The sequence below is a fragment of the Cupriavidus basilensis genome, from assembly GCF_000832305.1.
In the GTDB taxonomy this organism is placed as follows: domain Bacteria; phylum Pseudomonadota; class Gammaproteobacteria; order Burkholderiales; family Burkholderiaceae; genus Cupriavidus; species Cupriavidus basilensis_F.
In genome coordinates, this window is the sequence record NZ_CP010537.1 from 2,745,256 (window position 1) to 2,762,671 (window position 17,416).

15 protein-coding genes are annotated in these 17,416 nt (G+C 67.1%); 6 read left to right on the forward strand and 9 right to left on the reverse strand.

What is annotated here, in order from left to right; translation table 11 throughout:
- Positions 1-252: 252 nt before the first annotated feature.
- Positions 253-1,395, forward strand: a complete 1,143-nt coding sequence (locus RR42_RS32760) for a tetratricopeptide repeat protein (protein ID WP_052495126.1) — start codon at positions 253-255, stop codon at positions 1,393-1,395.
- A 69-nt stretch (positions 1,396-1,464) separates the two neighbouring features.
- On the opposite strand, the gene RR42_RS32765 is transcribed toward RR42_RS32760, so the two are convergent.
- From RR42_RS32765 to RR42_RS32775, 3 genes are all read right to left on the reverse strand, one after another.
- Positions 1,465-1,959, reverse strand: a complete 495-nt coding sequence (locus tag RR42_RS32765; RefSeq protein ID WP_043356113.1) for a hypothetical protein — start codon at positions 1,957-1,959, stop codon at positions 1,465-1,467.
- Positions 1,960-2,060: 101 nt separating this feature from the next.
- Positions 2,061-2,309 carry a GlsB/YeaQ/YmgE family stress response membrane protein gene (locus tag RR42_RS32770; protein ID WP_017230370.1) on the reverse strand — a complete coding sequence of 83 codons (249 nt, stop codon included), beginning with the start codon at positions 2,307-2,309 and terminating at the stop codon, positions 2,061-2,063.
- A 60-nt stretch (positions 2,310-2,369) separates the two neighbouring features.
- Positions 2,370-2,552, reverse strand: coding sequence for a hypothetical protein (locus RR42_RS32775; RefSeq protein ID WP_043356115.1), 183 nt, complete (start codon positions 2,550-2,552; stop codon positions 2,370-2,372).
- Between the two features lie 270 nt (positions 2,553-2,822).
- Here RR42_RS32775 and RR42_RS32780 point away from each other — a divergent pair, with 270 nt between their 5' ends.
- Positions 2,823-3,731 (forward strand): DMT family transporter, encoded by a 909-nt coding sequence (locus tag RR42_RS32780; protein WP_043356116.1) that lies wholly within the window; start codon positions 2,823-2,825, stop codon positions 3,729-3,731.
- 19 nt (positions 3,732-3,750) lie between these two features.
- Here the strand turns inward: RR42_RS32780 and RR42_RS32785 are convergent, their stop codons facing one another.
- Complete coding sequence (locus RR42_RS32785) at positions 3,751-5,706, reverse strand: methyl-accepting chemotaxis protein (protein WP_330218530.1); 1,956 nt, start codon at positions 5,704-5,706, stop codon at positions 3,751-3,753.
- A 356-nt stretch (positions 5,707-6,062) separates the two neighbouring features.
- On the opposite strand from RR42_RS32785, the gene RR42_RS32790 reads away from it, so the two are divergent.
- On the forward strand, positions 6,063-6,314 hold the full coding sequence (locus RR42_RS32790; protein ID WP_043356117.1) for a hypothetical protein: 252 nt from the start codon (positions 6,063-6,065) through the stop codon (positions 6,312-6,314).
- Positions 6,315-6,367: 53 nt separating this feature from the next.
- Here the strand turns inward: RR42_RS32790 and RR42_RS32795 are convergent, their stop codons facing one another.
- The 5 genes from RR42_RS32795 to RR42_RS32815 all read right to left on the reverse strand — a co-directional run bounded on the left by RR42_RS32795 (position 6,368) and on the right by RR42_RS32815 (position 13,783).
- On the reverse strand, positions 6,368-9,850 hold the full coding sequence (locus RR42_RS32795; RefSeq protein ID WP_052495128.1) for an error-prone DNA polymerase: 3,483 nt from the start codon (positions 9,848-9,850) through the stop codon (positions 6,368-6,370).
- A 21-nt stretch (positions 9,851-9,871) separates the two neighbouring features.
- Entirely contained in the window at positions 9,872-11,428 is a 1,557-nt protein-coding gene (locus RR42_RS40885; protein WP_043356122.1) for a Y-family DNA polymerase, read from the reverse strand.
- Positions 11,361-12,257 (reverse strand): translesion DNA synthesis-associated protein ImuA, encoded by an 897-nt coding sequence (gene imuA / locus RR42_RS32805; RefSeq protein ID WP_043356124.1) that lies wholly within the window; start codon positions 12,255-12,257, stop codon positions 11,361-11,363. Before imuA ends, RR42_RS40885 begins: the two co-directional genes overlap by 68 nt.
- Before the next feature lie 335 nt (positions 12,258-12,592).
- Entirely contained in the window at positions 12,593-12,946 is a 354-nt protein-coding gene (locus tag RR42_RS32810; protein WP_043356125.1) for a hypothetical protein, read from the reverse strand.
- Positions 12,947-13,162: 216 nt separating this feature from the next.
- Positions 13,163-13,783: a hypothetical protein gene (locus RR42_RS32815; RefSeq protein WP_043356126.1), complete on the reverse strand. Its 621-nt coding sequence runs from the start codon at positions 13,781-13,783 to the stop codon at positions 13,163-13,165.
- Between RR42_RS32815 and RR42_RS40175 the strand changes: the two genes are divergently transcribed.
- The 3 genes from RR42_RS40175 to RR42_RS32830 all read left to right on the forward strand — a co-directional run bounded on the left by RR42_RS40175 (position 13,782) and on the right by RR42_RS32830 (position 17,324).
- Entirely contained in the window at positions 13,782-14,279 is a 498-nt protein-coding gene (locus tag RR42_RS40175) for a hypothetical protein (RefSeq protein ID WP_052495129.1), read from the forward strand. The genes RR42_RS32815 and RR42_RS40175 overlap by 2 nt on opposite strands.
- Entirely contained in the window at positions 14,276-16,972 is a 2,697-nt protein-coding gene (locus tag RR42_RS32825; protein WP_144410010.1) for a cation-translocating P-type ATPase, read from the forward strand. The genes RR42_RS40175 and RR42_RS32825 overlap by 4 nt, the downstream gene beginning before the upstream one ends.
- Positions 16,973-17,141: 169 nt before the next feature.
- A complete protein-coding gene (locus RR42_RS32830) occupies positions 17,142-17,324 on the forward strand; it encodes a 2-oxo acid dehydrogenase subunit E2 (RefSeq protein WP_269083438.1) in 183 nt (60 codons plus the stop codon).
- Positions 17,325-17,416: the final 92 nt, after the last annotated feature.

The window sequence follows — 17,416 nt, forward strand, 5'->3', positions numbered from 1 at the left end:
TCCTGCCGCAAACAAAAAAAACGCTAAAATCACCAACCGCCGGAATATCGGGCGATTGCACTGCATGCGAGACCACTGGAAGCCCCCCGTTTCCGCCCCCTTCCCCCTCGGCCATCCTGGGCAGTGCCGCAAAAAAAAAACAGATGGTCCGGCCACGGTAACTCTGGGCGGACAAGCCACACTGAAGCTGCCGGCCAAGAAAGGCATGGGCGCCTGAACGCCCGAATCCAATTCAACTTGAATACCAAAACGATGAGAAGCAAGACGCTTTACCTGAAGGGCGCAGTCCTGTTGGCTGTGGCAACCATTCCCGCCGTGACCCTGGCGCGTGACTACCGCCAGCCGGGCACGCTCGGCGAAGGCGCGCAGGTGCACCGGTTCGTGCTGCGCGATCCGGCTACCGCCCGGCCCCTGCCCGAGGCCCGCTACCGCTTGTTCCTGCCGGGCCATCGGATCGCAGGCGTCACGCCGAAGCCGAACGAGCAGGACAGTGTGATCTTCGGCGTCACCGACAAGCAGGGCAATACCGTGTCGGTGCGGCTGCCTAAGCGCTATCCAAAGGACAAGTGGATCCTCAACCCGATCATCGGCGAAGGGGATTTCGGGGAGTCGTTCTTGCTGCGCGGCGAGACCAGCAACCATCCCATGGGCGGCCTGCCCTATGTGCTCGACCTCAAGGACGGTTTCCTGTTCTGCAACAGGACGGATAGCCGCGGCTATACCTACTATGCGCAAAGCCACAAGGCCCGGACGATCAGCCTGGACTATGAGTTTGGCAGTATGGAACCGGCCCAGTATGACTGGTGCAAGCGCCAGTCCGAGACCATCGCCGCCCTGCCCGCCAGCGCCGGGCCGGCGGCCGTGTTCCGGCAGATGCTGGCCAGCTACGAGGCCGGCAAGGAAGACATCAGTGCGGATTTCCAGGCGCGCGTGCGGCGCAAGCTGATCGACCTGGCGATTGCCGGCCGGGACGACAGGCAGCTGGATATCGCGCTTGGCCTGGCGCCGCTTGCCAAGGAGAACCTGAACGGGGTTGGCTATGCGCTGGTCGATGCGAACTGGATGGTCGGGCGCGGCATGGCGATGATCGACGAGGCGCTGGTTCACTCGCCGGACGACCCGTTTATCCTCGACAGCAAAGGCTGGGCACTGTTCCGCCTGGGCCAGCCCGAGCAGGCGCTCGGCTACATGGAGCAATCGCTGGCCGCTTTTGGCGAGGGCACCGAGGGCAACCTGGGCGCGCGCGTGGAAGGCCTGGTGCACAAGGGCGAAGCGCTGTGGCAACTGAATCGCAAGGACGAGGCGCGCGCCGCGTTTGCGATGGCGACTCACCTCTCGCCCGATGACGAAACACTGCTGGGCACGCTGGCGCGGCTGCAGGTGGAACTGCCGTAGGCACACCGCCCCGCGCTAAAGTCGCGGGGCGCCACGGCAAGGCCTTCGAGCCCATGCCAGCCCGGGCACTCAGCCCTGCTGGTGTTCCTTGAACTTGGCCAGCGCAATGGCCAGCGCGGCGCTCCCGATGGTCTTGACCAGCGTGGGGTGCTGCGCGTAGAAGCCGGCGATCTGGTCGACGATGCCCGGATGGACCTGCTCGGCGTGGGTGGCAATCTCCTGCACTTGCGCCGGGCTCAGCTGGCTGGCCTGCTCGGGCGTGACCTGGGTCGCGCCGGGCTGCAGCAGATTGCCCAGCGCGCCGCCTGCCGCCCCGGACAACACCGCCGGCCCAAGCGTTGCCAGCAACTGGTTGAGCATGCCAGCCTGCTGCGCACCGCTGGACTGGCCGAACAACTCCCCCACCATATTGCCGAAGGCCGGCGTCTGATCTGAATGGAAAGCGCCGGCCAGCAACTGGCCAAGCGCGCCCTCCGGGGCGTTCTGCGCGATGTGGTCCACCTGCTGCTCGGGATTGCCGCCCAGGGCGGAGGCTGCGTTCTGCAAAAAGTCCATCAGGCTCATGATCGGGGTCCGTGATCTGCGTTGCGGGGGGCTGCTGCTTGGTGCTTGGTTCTAGGCTCTTGCTGTTGGCGTATCGCCATCGGCGGCTCGGGGCCTGGATACTAGCTCTTCTTGCTGATCAGGTGATAGGCCAGCAACAGGATCACCGCGCCCACCACGGCGCCGATAAAGCCTGCCGACTGCCCCGGGCGATACCAGTGCAGGGCCTGCCCGAGAAAGGTGGCTGCCAACGCGCCGCCAATGCCAAGCGCGGCCGTGAGGAAGAACCCGCTAGGGCCGTTGCCCGGGGTAATGGCGCGCGCTACGAGCCCGGCGACGAAGCCGATAAGAATGGTCCAGATCAGGTGCATGGCGTCAGGAGAAAAGGAAAAGGGGTGCGCCCCCAGCGGAGCGCACCCTGAACCCGCGCATTACTGCGCGGCGGACTTGGCCGGCGTTGCCGGCTTGGTATGCTTGGCGCTGCTGTGTGTCTTGCTCTTGTGCGCGCTCTTTTCGACCTTGGCAGGCGCCTTGGGGGCGTCGGCTGCCGGTGCCTGGGCGAAAGCACCAGCGGCGAAGAGTCCGAGGGTCAGGATGGCGAGTACCTTCTTCATGTCTATCTCCAGGTGAGGCGCGCAACTTGCGCGTTGCCTGTAAAAACGGCCCGGTGGCAGCGCGTGTTGACAGCGAAAACACAGCGCTATGTAACAGTTCGTATCCGGATGGTGGGAAGCCTAGCGCAACGCATCCGCCAACAGCACGCCGGTCACAATCGTTTGCAATTCACGCCTGCGGCATAATGCCGGCAGAAAACAAAACGAACAAAACAAACAGAACAACAAGAAGAACAACAACAAAAATACGAACAGGACGACAACCCTCCGATGACCACTTCCGCCACCGGCCGCACCCGGCTTGACTGGGGCACGCTTGGCCTGCTGACATTCCCTCCGCTGAGCTGGGCCGGCAACGCCATCGTCGGCCACTACGCCGCCGGCGCCATCCCGCCGATCACGCTGAACTTTGCCCGGTGGGCGCTGGCCGGGCTGCTGCTCGCGCCCTATGTCTGGCGAGGCGTGCGCGAGCATGCCGCCGCGCTGCGCCAGCATGCCGGGGTGATCGCCGCCATGGGCATGCTCTCCGTCTCGGTCTACAACGCCATGCAGTACCTGGCGCTGACCACGTCGTCGCCGATCAACGTGACGCTGATCGGCGCTTCCGCCCCGATCTTCCTGCTGATCATCGGCGCGCTGTTCTTCCGCGAGCGGGTGCGCGGCTGGCATGTGGCGGGCGCCCTGCTATGCCTGGCCGGCGTGGGCGTGGTGATGCTGCGCGGGGATCCCGCGCGGCTGGCCCAGCTGGATTTCGTGGCCGGCGACCTGTTCATGCTGGCGGGCACCATCACCTGGAGCGCCTACACCTGGCTGCTGCGCAAGAAGCGCCCGGATTTGCCGCTGGCCGTGCTGCTGTTTGCGCAGATCGTGGCGGGCGTGGCGGCCTGCGTGCCGTTCGTCGCGTGGGAGCTGCTGTCGGGAAGCGTGCCGATTCACTGGAACGGCAAGGCGCTCGGCATCCTGGTGTATGTGGCAACAATCCCCTCGCTGCTGGCCTACTTTGCCTGGGACCGTGCGATAGCCCGCGCCGGCGCGCAGCTGCCGGTGTTCTTCTTCACGCTCACGCCCGTCTTTGCCGCGCTGATGTCTTCCGCGCTGCTGGGCGACTGGCCGCGCTGGTATCACGCGGCCGGGCTGGGCGCCATCGTGGCCGGCATCTGGATCGCCAACCGTCGCTGAGCGCGACGGCGCACGCCGCCTAAGCGGCAACCGCCGGATCCAGCCGGAACACCGCCACCGAACGCTCCATGCGCTGCGCTTGCTCCTTGAGCGCATCGGCTGCGGCGGCGGCCTGCTCGACCAGCGCCGCGTTCTGCTGCGTGACCTGATCCATCTGCGTTACGGCCTGGTTGACCTGGGCAATGCCGCTGCTCTGCTCTTGCGACGCGCGGCTGATCTCGTCCATCATCACTGTCACGCGCTTGACCGCGGCAACGATGCTGTCCATGGTGGCGGTGGCATCCCCCGCCAGCGCCGAGCCGGCCTCGACCCGCTGCACCGATTGCGAGATCAGCGTGCGGATCTCCTTGGCGGAGCTGCCGGCGCGCTGCGCCAGGGTGCGCACCTCGGTGGCCACCACGGCAAAGCCGCGCCCGTACTCGCCGGCGCGCGCCGCTTCCACCGCGGCGTTGAGCGCCAGGATGTTGGTCTGGAACGCGATGCCGTCGATCACCGCGATGATGTCGACGATGCGCTTGGAATCGGCCTCGATCTCGCCCATGGTCCGCAGCACGCGGCCCACCGAGGTCCCGCCGGCCACGGCGATGTCGCAGGCCTCGCCCGCCAGCGCGCTGGCCTGGTCCGCGCTGCTGGCGTTCTGCCGCACGATCGCGGTGAGCTGCTCCATGCTGGCGGCCGTCTGCTGCAACGACGAGGCCTGCTCCTCCGTGCGCTGCGACAGGTCCAGGTTGCCTTGCGCGATCTCGCCGGCGGCCACCAGCACGTTCTGCGCGCCGACCTTGGTATCGCCGATCAGCGCACGCCAGGTCTCCACCAGCGACAGCAGGTGCCGCTTGACGTGGCTCAGCTCGTCGCTGCCGCGCACCTCCAGCGTGATGGCCAGGTCGCCGGCGTTGATACGGCCCACCATGCTGGCCACCTGCCGCACGTCGGCGCGCATGCCGTGGCTAAAGCCGGCGAACAGGTAGAACGCCGCGCCCACGGCCAGCAGGGCGACCCCGGCCAGCACCTCGAGCTCCAGCATCTCGGCCGCGATGCGCTGCGCCAGCATGTCGCGGGCAATCCCCGAAAACGCCTTGTTGACTGAGGAGACCGCGTTGATGGCCGCCGTCGCCTCGTCAAAATAGGGCTTGGCCTCGATGGCGATGCCGCCGCTGCCGAGCATCTTTTCCTTCAGCGTGCGGTGGAAGGCATCCATCGCGGCCAGTTGCGCGAGCGCGTCTTGCACCCGCGGGCGATACGCCGGGGCGCCGCGCATCACGCGCTCGATATCACGCCGCACGGATTCCAGCCCGTCCTGGATCTGCTCGCCCAGCGCGGCCAGCTCGGCTTGCTGCGCCGCGTCAGCGTATCCGCCCTGGCTGATGATGGCCGCGCCCCTGCCGCGCGCCAGCGCGCTCAGTTCGGCCAGCTTGGGCATCTGCCCCACCATCAGCGTCACCAGGTAGTACGAGCCGCTGTCGGGATCGAGCGCGAGCGACGAGCGGTCCGCCACATCGCCGATAAACAGCCGCGTCTGCTTGACCAGCGCGCTGTGCATGTCGAACAGCGCGCCGGCTGTGACCTTCAGGCCCGTTTCATGCATGCCTTGCCACGACTGCTCCAGCTTGCGTGCATCAGGCATGACATCGAAGCGCGTGGCCTCGCCGGCTTGCTTCACCAGCTCGCCAAGGTGTGCGGCTGCCTTCGCATCGGCACCGTCAAACGTCGCGCGAAACGCCGCGTTGCCAGCGAGCACGGCATTGGCCGCGCCGCGACGGACCTGCGTCTCGCGCATGAAATCGAGCGCGCGGTCGACGATGGCAAGGCCGCTCAGTTCGTCCTGCGAGGCACGGATCGACTGTACCGACAGGCTCAGCACCGCATAGAGCGAACCGCCAAGCGGGATCAGGAACAGGATGGCTAGCAACAGCAGCTTGCGGGTGATGGTGAGGCGCGCCATCAGGCGCACGGCGGGGGAGAGAAAAGTGGCCACGAAGATCCCAAAAAATCGCTTGCATGCGTCTTGTATCGGCCGGCTGAACGCTGACTGAAGCCTGTTTTCCCGGCTTTTTTCGCATGCACAAGGGTGGGGCCGAAAAGGCACAAAGCGGGTGCGGAATGCACGCTAAACGGGCGTAAAAGCAGCGCGTGCACGCAAGGCGCGGAGATCAGGCTGACACAAAACAGACGCAAAACCGACGTACAACGAAGGGATCGCGGACGCAGCGCGGTGGGCGGGAAAAAATCGGAAGAAACACCTGAACCCATGCCGCCTGGCGCTGTCTTTCCGTCGGCGGTGCTGCCCCAGGCAGGCCGAGCAATCAGGATGTTCAACCCCAGGAGATGGCGATGTTAAGCCCCCACGAATTTGCCACCTTGCTGCTGGTCCACGATGTGCAGGACCGGCTGGAACTCGATCCCGTGGACCTGGAGGCACTGCTCGAACGCGGCCTCGTGTCGCTGCAGGAATGCGCGGCCGACCGCTGGTGCCCGCGCATTACCGAGCACGGCTACGCGCTGCTGCGCGCGGTCGGCTGGCAGGGGGAGATGAACCGGGCACGGCGTGGCGAAGCGCGCGGGCACGAGGCGCCCAGGCAGTAACGCGGTTACGTAATCACGCCCCAATTACGCCCCAATTACGCCCCAATCGCGCCCTAGTGAAAATCGCGGCTGGACACCATCAGGCGGCCCAGCAGCGGGCTCAGGTCCACCAGTTCCTGTGCCACCAGATGCCTGACCTCGCCCTGGCGCTGCCACGTGCCGATCACCCCCAGCAGCTTCGCGCCCAGCACCTCCTTGCGCTGGCGCTCGATCAGGTCCGGCCACAGGATCACGTTGATCGCACCGGTTTCGTCCTCGATCGAGGTAAAGATGGTGCCGCCGGCCGTGGATGGCCGCTGCCGCACCGTGACGATGCCGCAGGCACGCACCTGCCGGTTGTTGCCACAGCGGGACAAGTCCTGCGCCGTGGCGTATTGCATCGCGGCCAGCCGCGGCCGCAGCAGCGCCAGCGGATGCGACTTGAGCGACAGGCCCGTGCTGGCATAATCGGCCGCCACATCCTCGCCCAGGCGCGGCGCGGGCAACGATAGTTCGCCCTCGGGCGGCGGCGCCTCATGGAGCAGGTCGTGATGCGCGGCCTGCAGCGCCGCGGCGCGCGCCTGCCAGCGCGCCTGGCGGCGATGCCCGGCGAGGCTGGCCAACGCATCTGCGGCGGCCAGCGCGTCGATGTCGTGCCGGTCCAGCCGCGCGCGCAGCACCAGGTCTTCCACGCTGGCGAACGGCGCCTCGGCGCGGGCCAGCTCGATCCGCCCGGCCGCCGCCTCGCGCATGCCGTTCACGCAGTTCAGGCCAAGCCGCACCGCCGGCTGGGCGCGCTGGCGGGCGCGCGCTGACGCACCGCTGGCCGCATGCTCCAGCGTGCTTTCCCAGCCGCTCACCGTCACATCGACCGGATGCGTGCGCACGTGGTGCCGGCTCGCATCCTGCACGAGTTGCGACGCCGAGTAGAACCCCATCGGCTGGCTGTTGAGCAGCGCGCACAGGAAGGCCGCCGGATGGTGGCACTTGATCCACGCGCTGATATAGACCAGCTTGGCGAAGCTGGCGGCATGGCTTTCCGGGAAGCCGTATTCGCCAAAGCCCTCGATCTGCTTGCAGATGGCCAGCGCAAAAGCCTCCGGGTACTTGTTGCGGGTGAGCGCCTTGACCAGCGCATCCTGGTGCTGTTTCAGGTCGCCCTTGCGCCGCCACGCCGCCATGGAGCGGCGTAGCTGGTCGGCCTGCCCCGGCGTAAAACCGGCGGCGTCGATGGCCAGTTGCATCACCTGCTCCTGGAAGATCGGCACGCCCAGCGTGCGGCCCAGCACCTTCTCGATGACGTCGTTGTGGTACGCCGGCGGCTTGCCGGTGCGCCGCACCTGCTCGCGCCGCTTCAGGTAGGGATGCACCATGCCGCCCTGGATCGGGCCGGGCCGCACGATGGCCACTTCCACCACCAGGTCGTAATACTCGCGTGGCAAGAGGCGCGGCAGCATCGACTGCTGCGCACGCGACTCCACCTGGAACACGCCGATGGTGTCGGCGGCGCAGATCATGTCGTAGGTTTGCGGATCGTCCTTGGGCACGTCTTCCATCCGGTACGGCACGCCCGAGCGCGTGGGGATCATCGTCAGCGCGCGGCGGATGGCCGAGAGCATGCCTAGCGCCAGCACGTCCACCTTCAAGAGGCCCAGCGACTCAAGGTCGTCCTTGTCCCACTGGATCACGCTGCGGTTTTCCATGGCCGCGTTCTCTATCGGCACCAGCCGCGACAGCTTGTGCCGCGCAATCACAAAGCCGCCCACGTGCTGCGACAAATGGCGCGGAAAGCCGCGCAGTTGCGTGGTCAGGCTGGCCCACTGCCGCACCGCCGGCGCGTCCGGGTCCAGCCCGTACTGCGAAATGCGCTCCAGGAAGGTCTTGCCGCCATCCCACCATGCCTGCCCCTTGACCACCTGCTCGATCACGCTGGCATCGATGCCCAGCGCCCGGCCCACGTCGCGCAGCGCGCTGCGCGAGCGATAGGTGATCAGCGACGCCGCCAGCGCGGCGCGGTTGCGGCCGTATTTCTCGTAGATGTACTGGATGACTTCTTCGCGCCGCTGGTGCTCGAAGTCCACATCGATGTCCGGCGGCTCGTCGCGCTCGCGCGAGAGAAAACGGCCGAACAGCAGGTTGGCATCCGCGGGATCGACCTCGGTGATGAACAGGCAATAGCAGACCAGCGAATTGGCTGCCGAGCCGCGGCCCTGGCACAGGATGCCGCGGCCGCGGGCAAAGCGCACGATGTCGTGCACGGTGAGGAAGAACGGCTCGTACTGCTTCTCGCGGATCAGCGCGAGCTCCTCCGCCAGTTGCTTGCGCCATGCGGGCTCGAGCCCTTTGGGGAAGCGCCGCAGCACGCCTTTCATGGTCTCGCGGCGCAGGTAGCTGAATGGCGTCTCGCCCGGGGGCACCAGTTCCTCCGGGTACTCGTAGCGCAGCGACGCCAGCGAGAAATCGCACATGGCGGCCACCCGCAGCGTCTGCGCCAGCGCCTCGCGCGGGTACAGGCGCGACAAGCGCTGGCGCATGCGCAGGTGCTGCTCGGCGTTGGGCGCCAGCGCCATGCCGCATTCGGCCAGGGGCTGGCCCACGCGGATCGCGCTCAGCACGTCCGACAGCGGCTTGCGCGAGCGCACATGCATGGTCACCGCGCCGGATGCCGCCAGGGGCACGCCGGTCAGCGCCGCGGCTTGCTCCAGCCGCAGCCGGTGCGCGGCATCGGCATAACCCTGCAATTGCTCGAGCGCGATCCAGCCGCGCTCGCCAAACGTCTGCCGCATCCATTGGGCTTGCCGCAGCAGCTCGGCGGGGTCCGGGCAATACGAAGGCAGCAGCAGCGCCAGGCAATCGGGCATGCCGCGCAGGTGGGCCTGGTCCGGCTGCGGCGCGGCGATGTCGTCGGGATGCAGCGCGTAGGCGCCCTTTTGCACGCGCGTGCGGCCCAGCGTGATCAACTCGCTCAGGTTGCCAAAGCCTTCGCGATTTTGCGCCAGCAGCACCAGCCGCAGCACAGGCCGGCCCGCGTGGTCGGTGAGCGTAAAGCGGCTGCCGATCAGCAGGCGGAAATCCTGCGCGGCACGGGCCAGGGCAAGCAGGCGATCATGGCGGCGCAGGCGGGCCTGCAAGGCGTCATCGGCGCTCCCGGTGGCAGTGGCGTGCGGTGCGGCGGGGCATTCGCCATCCCCTTGATGCTCGCCGTCTTCGTCGTCGCCCTCCTCCGGCTCCTCCGCGGCCTCGTCCTCATCCTCCCGCAGCCCGGCGGCCAGCCGCGCCGCGCTGCGCTCGGCCGCATCGCGGGTGCGTTCGCGCAGGTCCTTCAGCGCATGGTGCGCGCGGGCCGTGCCTGCCACCGAGCATTCGTCGGTCAGCGCCAGGCCGCGGTAGCCGAGCGCAAACGCGCGCTCGATCAGCTCGACCGGATGCGATGCCCCGTCCAGGAAGGTGAAATTGGAGATGCAATGCAGCTCCACATAGTCGGGCAACGCCGGCAGCAGCGCCGAAAGCGCCGGCGGCAAGGCAGAGAATGAAGGGTTGGCTGGCTGGCTCGACATGACAAAGATTCGGGCAAAGATTCAGGCAAACAAGCCATGCAGGAACCAGCGGTACTCGCCGCTTTCCTCACGCCCGGGGCGCTGGCGATAGACCCAGCAGCGCAGCCCGTCCGCCCGTTGCGCAACGAAGTAATCGCGCGTGGCCAGCGCGCCGTCCCACCAGCCGGATTCGATGCGCTCCGGGCGCGAGAGCAACGTCAATGGCCCGCCGTGGCAAGGCCGATGGCGCTGCACAGTCAGCGCCACGGGCTGCGCCATCAGCCACAGCGGACGCTCCGGCATGCCCGCCGGGGCACGCTGCGGCTCGCGCGCAGGCATCTCATCCACCGGGCACCAGCGGTTGGCGCGCTCGGGCCGGTGGTCGGCCAGCGGCTGCGGTTGCAGCACGTTCTCCCGGCCCAGGCGCGCCATCAGCGTATCGAGCACGCGGCCCAGTTCCGCCGGCGTGCCGCCCGGCTCGGGAAACAGCGCATCGCTCTGCGGCACGCAGGCCTGGACCGACTCCACCACCAGCAGCAGGCTCACCGCCGGCACGCGGAACTGCACCTTGTCCAGCCGCTCCTGCAACAGCCTGGACAAATGCACCGGATCGCGGCTGGGCTGCGCCAGGCTGATCGTCACCGGCGTGGCCTGCGTCTCGGCGCCCAGCCGGTAGCGCTCATGCTCCAGCCGCAGCACAAGATGCGTCACGCCCGCCTGCTGCACGGCCAGCCAGCCGGCCAGCGCCAGCAGCAAACGCTGCGCGCCCGCCATCACGCCCTGCACGGATTCGGTCCGGCCTGGCAGCTCCATGCGCTGCGAGAAGGTGGCGGGCGCGCTGAACCACGTAAAACGCACCGGCACCTCGCCATAGGCCTGGTCCAGCCGCGCCAGCAGGTCCGGCCCCAGCCGGCGCCGCAGGCCGGCACGTGGCAGGCCCCGCACCTCGCCCACGGTCCGGCAGCCGATGCCATCGAGCCAGCCATCGTCCGCCAGCCCTTGCAACATGCCCACCGGCAGCCGGTCCAGCAGCCGCGCCATGCGCGGCAGCCCCACCGCGCGCCGCGCCGGACGCACCAGCCCGCCCCGGCGATCCCTGCGCAGTGGCTGCGCCGCCAGCCACGCCGCCCCGAAGGCCGTCGGCCCGCAGCCCAGCTGCAGGAACACCCCCAGCCGCCGCACCCGCGCATACACCGCCCGGCACAACGCAAGATGGCCGCCAAACAACCGCAGGCTGGCCCCGGCATCGATCATCACGGTAGCCACCCCGGCATCCGGATGCACCGTGACATGCGGCGTGAAATGCAGCAACGCCAGCGCCAGCGCCGTCATCACCTGCGCCTCGGCCGACGGCTCGCGCTGCAGTTGCACCACCTGCGCCGACAACGCCTGCACGCCGCCCCGCCGCATCCCCGCCTGCACCCCCAGCGCCACCGCCGGGCCGTTGGCCAGCACCACCCGCTCGCGCTCCATCACCGCCACCGGCACGCTGTGGTGCAGCAGGCCGGCGCAGGCGCGATGCGCGTCGGGCTCAGGCCAGTTCGGCTGCAGCGCGTCCAGCGACAGGCGCGGCAGATGCACCGCGATCCAGTACGACATGGGCTTGCTCTCCCGCAACGGCTTGGGAAACCGGGGCATTCAGGGGGACCGGCATCGACGGGGCCTGCGGCGTGGCCATGGCCGGCACCGCCATCATCTCGCCCAGCGGCAGCACCAGCGGCGTATCGCGCACCGGGCCGCGCCGCTTGTGGAACACGACCGACACGGCATTGCCCGGCGCCGGCGACAACAGCAGCCGCAGCACCGCCGGCGACGACTCGCGCAGCACGCTGGCCGGCCGGCACGCCCACACCACGGCGTCTCCCGCCTGCGCCAGCACCTGCAAGCGCCGCAGCGCCTCGGGACGCGCCGTGGGCAGCCACACCATCACCCCGCCAAAGGCCTGGCTGCGCAGCACCTGCTCCGCCGCCCACAGCACATCCGCCTGCGCCGCGGCCCGGCTCGCGCCAGCGGGCGGGCGCACCCAGTACAACAGGCGCGCCGGCAAACCCCATTCGGCCAGGCACGTTGCATTGGGCAGGTGCGGCGGCCCGATCAGCGCCACCCGGCGCTGCGCCGCGGCCAGCGCCAGCAAGGCCGGGCGCAGCAGCCGCAACTCGCCCACGCCGGGGTCGGCCAGCAGCAGCTCTGTGAGCGCGCCCACCGGCCAGCCACCGCCCGGCAACTCGGCCGAGAGCGCGTCATGGCCGGTCGGCAAGGCCGGCACGCTGCCCGCCCGGCCCAGATGGCCAAGCTGCCCCGCCCGCCACAGGCCGGGATAGCGTTGCTCCAGTGCGTCCAGCGCCCCCTGCCGGTCGGCCACGGGCGGCTGCGCCAAAGGCGGATCGCCCGATGCGTCGGGCGATATGGGGAAGAGTTCGGCTGTCATGTGATGCGTGCGGCTCAGCCCTAGGGGACTGACAGGAAGTTTCCGGATACTGTATGTTTATACAGTATCACGGATGCGCGCAAGGGTGAAGCGGTGTAGACGTCGATGACAACCCGTCTCGGGCCGCCCGTATGCCATAGACGTAGACGTAGACGTCGTCCACGCTCGGATCTCAATTTCCTTATGGTCAGTTGAGCGCTGTTGACTCGGTTTTGGACACCACCATTCTTTATGGACTCGATGCGTGGCGCGAATCGTTGCATTCCGCTATGTCAAGTTAGCAAAACTGGCACGCCGGGTACTGGGGATCGAATGACTCCGGCGCGCCGCTGGCGTCAGTTAGCCTGCTCACCCTTCTTTGGCTCCCCCGGCATCTGTGCCTTCGCGGCCGCGTCGTTGGCCTTTTGGTGCTTCTTCTCGTGACTCCTGGCCGCCTTCTTGTCCCTGTCATAATCGCGCTTGGCTGCCTTCTTCGTGGCCTTGTATTCGTCCGAAGCCTCCTTGTTGGCCTCGCGGCGCTGGACAAGTGGATCCTTTGGGGCCTCGATCTGCGTCCGGCCGGCAGGCACAGTCGCGTTGCTGCGATCGGGAGGGGCACCCGGCGCCTGCGCAAAGGAAGCCGCACATATCAGGCTGGCGGCCAAGCTGCTGCTGGCTTGCAGAAAGCGAATCGACTTGTTTTTCATCATATCGGACCTCATATTTGTGAATTTGACACGGCATTTCGGCACTTTGCGAGTAGCACCGCAAAGACAGTCTTGAGAGAGATCGAGGGCCGCTTCTGTTGCGCAATTCGCCTGCGTTTAGCTTCCTGCCCTTGCTGCCGGCGGCCCCCCGATTCAAAAGGCTACTCGCAATCGGCGCCGTCTCCGACAGGCGCATAAAACAGTATGCGCACAGTGGGCCTAGTCCCTTTGAGCCAAATCAACGTCCGACGCGAAAGAACGGTTCGTCTCCAGGTGCTGGATGTGATGTTGACGCGCAACAGCCAGGGTGGTACCTGAGGTCATCGAACGGAAGTCCCCTCCATTCGAGGCTCCCAATGCGTGCTCAGCGCCGAGCCGTCGGCCCGCGCTATCGAGTGCATGCTGACCTGCCCGGCCGCCGCCCATGGTCGCGGCAAGCCTCAGCCGGATGACGCGCTCGCCCGCTTGCGCTTCGGGCGTATTTACCGCTGGCCCCGGCCACGGGCGTGTACCGCTAATGTCAAGCAGCGCTCGCTGCTGAGCCTGGCAGAAGCCACGAAACTCAAAGCCGAACACAGCGAATTGGTGCAGGTGATCCGCCAGGTGAGATCGATGGCGGATCGTGTTGCCAGCCTTGCCGGGGCGGTAGCTGCAGCGGAACATGCACAACGCAATCGGGCTCCGCGCCAGCAATTGCTTGATGAACGCCACGATGAGGTCGGGCCCGTTTCGCGCGGCATTGCGCTGGATCAAGCCGCGCACCGTACCACGGATAATACTGGAGCGGAGATGCCGGCGCCCTGTCGGTGCTAGCGAATAACCACGAACCGATTCCATCATGGCTGGCAAGCATATCCTTGGCTTCGTCGCGGCGGCGGCGTTGGTCGGGCTCGTCATTACGGCGTTGCCCGTCCACGGCGCGCAGCCAGATGCCGACATCCTTCTCCCCCAGGTACAGCAGATCAACGGGATCTCTTATGTCTCAGGCGGCATCGGGGAGGACGAGGTAAAAGCCATGCGGTCCATCGCGGGCCGCTTCAACGTACGGCTCGGATTCTACGATGCGAAGGGCGGCGCGGCCCTGTCCGACGTCGTGGTGACAATCGAGGATACCCGTGGCGAGCGGCGTCTGCGCGTTGTCATCGCCGGGCCCTTGCTCTATATGCAGCTGCCGCCAGCCACATATACGGTGCGTGCCCAGTTTCGCGGCGATAGCCAGTCTCGCAAATTCACGGTCGGGCGTAACGCAATCAATTACCTGTTCCGCTTGCGCATCAATGAGTTGGAAGACGGCTGGGTCTATTGCGAGTCGCGGTGTCCGCGGCGCGGTCGGTGAAGCCGGCATCCACGCCCTCCGTCTCCGGCTGGCACTTGCGCGACGCGAGGGAACTCGCCCGCGAGCAAGGGGTTGATCCCGCTCAAGGCCTGTCCGAAGACGAGGCGCGGCTGCGCGCAGGGCGTCACGGCCCGAACGCGCTCCAAGAGACGTCTGGGCGCGGACTGCTTTCGCTGGTCGCCGCGCAGTGCAAGGACTTCATGGTCATCGTGCTGCTGGCGGCCGCGATCGCCTCCGGCGTCATCGGCGACTTGAGCGACACGCTCGCCATCCTGATGATCTTGCTGCTCAACGCCGCCATCGGCATCGCGCAGGCCTGGCGCGCTGATCGCGCCATCGCCGCGCTTCGCCAACTCGCGGCAGCCCAGGCCACGGTGCTGCGCGGCGGCCATTTGGAGACGGTGCCGGCAAGCGTCCTGGTGCCGGGTGACATCGTCCAACTCGAAGCCGGAAACCATATCCCCGCCGACTTGCGGCTGATCGAAGTCGCCCAACTCCAGGTGGACGAATCAGCGCTGACGGGAGAGTCAGTCGCGGTCGCCAAGCAAAGCGTAGCCATGTCGGCCAACAGCAGCGCGTTCCTCGCCGACCGCCTCAACATGGCGTTCAAGGGAACGGTCGCCACGCATGGGCGCGGAACAGGGATCGTGATGGCCACGGGCATGGCCACCGAGTTGGGCAAAGTCGCACGACTGCTCGACACGGCAGAGCGCAGCACCCCATTGCAGCGCCGCCTGGCAGGCTTCGGCAGGCGACTGTCGATCGCGGTGTTGGGAATTTGCCTTGTGATTTTTGGACTGGGCGTGCTGCGCGGCGAAGGCCTGCTGCCGATGGCGCTCACGGCGATCAGCCTGGCCGTGGCCGCGATCCCGGAAGCCCTACCCGCCGTGGTCACCGTGCTGCTTGCGCTTGGTGCGCGCAGGATGGCGGCGGTGCACGCGCTGGTAAGGCGGCTTCCGTCGGTGGAGACCCTAGGCTCCGTCACGACGATCTGTTCCGACAAGACCGGTACGCTGACACAGAATCGCATGCAAGTAGAGTTATTGCTGGCCAACGGGCGCCAATGGGTCCCGGGCGATTCGCTGCCGGGCGTCGTCCATCGGGAGGCGCTGCTTGCTGCCGTTCTGTGTAACGACGCCCGCCAGTCCGGTGGCGATACCCCCGGGGACTGGCAAGGAGATCCGACCGAAACGGCACTGGTACGGGCAGGCCTGTCCGGCGGTATCGACAAGGCCGCGATGGACGAGGCCCTTCCTCGCGTCCAAGAGCAGCCGTTTGACTCCGGGCGCAAGAGAATGACCACGGTCCACTCAGGCGCACACGACTACGTGGCCTATACGAAGGGCGCGCCAGAGTCGGTGCTGCCGTGCTGCGAAGCGCGATGGACGCCGGACGGTCCCGCGCCGCTGGATAGCGCCAATGTGCTTGAGCAGGCAAACACGCTCGCCGGGCAAGGCCTGCGCGTGCTGGCGCTGGCACGCAGGAACCATCCGCGCCTCCCTGATGCCAATGCGCTGGCCGAAGTCGAATGCCGCCTTCAGTTCCTCGGCCTGCTGGCGCTCATCGACCCGCCGAGGCTGGAGGCTGCAGATGCCGTGCGCGACTGCATCGGTGCCGGCATTACCCCGGTAATGATCACCGGTGACCACCCCGCCACAGCGCGGGCCATCGCGTACCGGCTGGGCATCGTGCCGGAACGAGATGCTGAGGTCGTGACGGGGGTGGATCTCGCCTCGCTCGACGATACCGCTTTGCGCGAGCGAGTCGCGCGGGCGCGCGTGTTTGCGCGCGTCGACCCGGCGCAAAAGATCCGCATCGTCGAGGCGCTCCAAGCGCGTGGGGAGTTCGTCGCCATGACCGGCGACGGCGTGAACGACGCGCCAGCGCTCAAGCGCGCGGAAATCGGGGTGGCCATGGGCAAGAACGGAACCGACGTTGCCCGGGAATCGTCCAGCCTGGTATTGCTTGATGACAATTTTGCAACCATCGTCGCGGCCGTGCGGGAGGGCCGCCGTATTTACGACAACATTCGCAAATTCGTGCGCTACGCCATGACGGGCAACTCGGGCGAGATATGGACGATCGCCCTGGCGCCGCTGTTCCTGCTACCCATCCCGCTGCTGCCCATTCACATACTGTGGATTAACCTTGTCACCGACGGCCTGCCGGGCCTGGCATTGGCGGCGGAGCCGGCCGAATCCGGCATCATGCGACGTCCGCCCAGGCCACCGACGGAGAGCTTGTTCGCGCACGGTATGTGGCAGCACATCGTCAGTATCGGTTTGCTGATTGCGGGCCTTTGCCTGGGGGTGCAGGCCTGGGCGCTGGCAGGCGGGCAGCGGCACTGGCAAACCATGGTATTCACCGTGCTCACGCTGTCGCAGATGGCGCACGTACTGGCTATTCGCTCTGAACAAACCCCGCTATGGCGCCTTGGCTTGCGCTCGAATCTGCCGTTGCTCGCGGCGGTGCTGCTTACCTTTGGACTACAGCTCGCCGCAATCTATGTGCCGATATTGAATATGATCTTCAAGACCGAACCCTTGGGCCCGCAGGACTTGGGGATCTGCCTCGGGGCGTCGTCAGTGGCTGGCATTGCGGTGGAAATCGAGAAAGCCTGGCGGCGGCGGGCAACGCGTTTTCGTGCCGATGCGCGTGCGCTTCGGCACCCTTGCGCATCGCGGTTGCGGTAGATCAAAGCCAACAAGACGATATGAACCCTTGCGCGTCGCTATGGCGGATTCGCGCCAGCCGATTCGCACTGGGATCGCTGAGTCCGGCGCGGACGAGGCCAGTCCATGCCCGCTGAGCGCCGCGCTGGTACGCCCGCCTCACCGCTAGGAACGAGGATTGCGCGACTTGGTGAAGCGCTGCCGGGCCTGGTCGTTGAGAAGCTCCGAGATGGCAATGCCTACAATCACCCTGACCAACCTCGGCGACCAGGGCGCGGAGGCGGTGTTCGGCGTCATCTACCCGCCCCGGGTGGCGTTAGTGGGATTTGGTCGAGCGCTTCGACAGTGCGCGCGGCATAGAAGATACGAGTGAACGGGAACCGTCGAACCGTTGGACAGTTGGCGCGGACAGGGCAATGGTGGCCAAGACGCACTGAACTTCGGTCCCTGCGGGAAGCGGAAAAG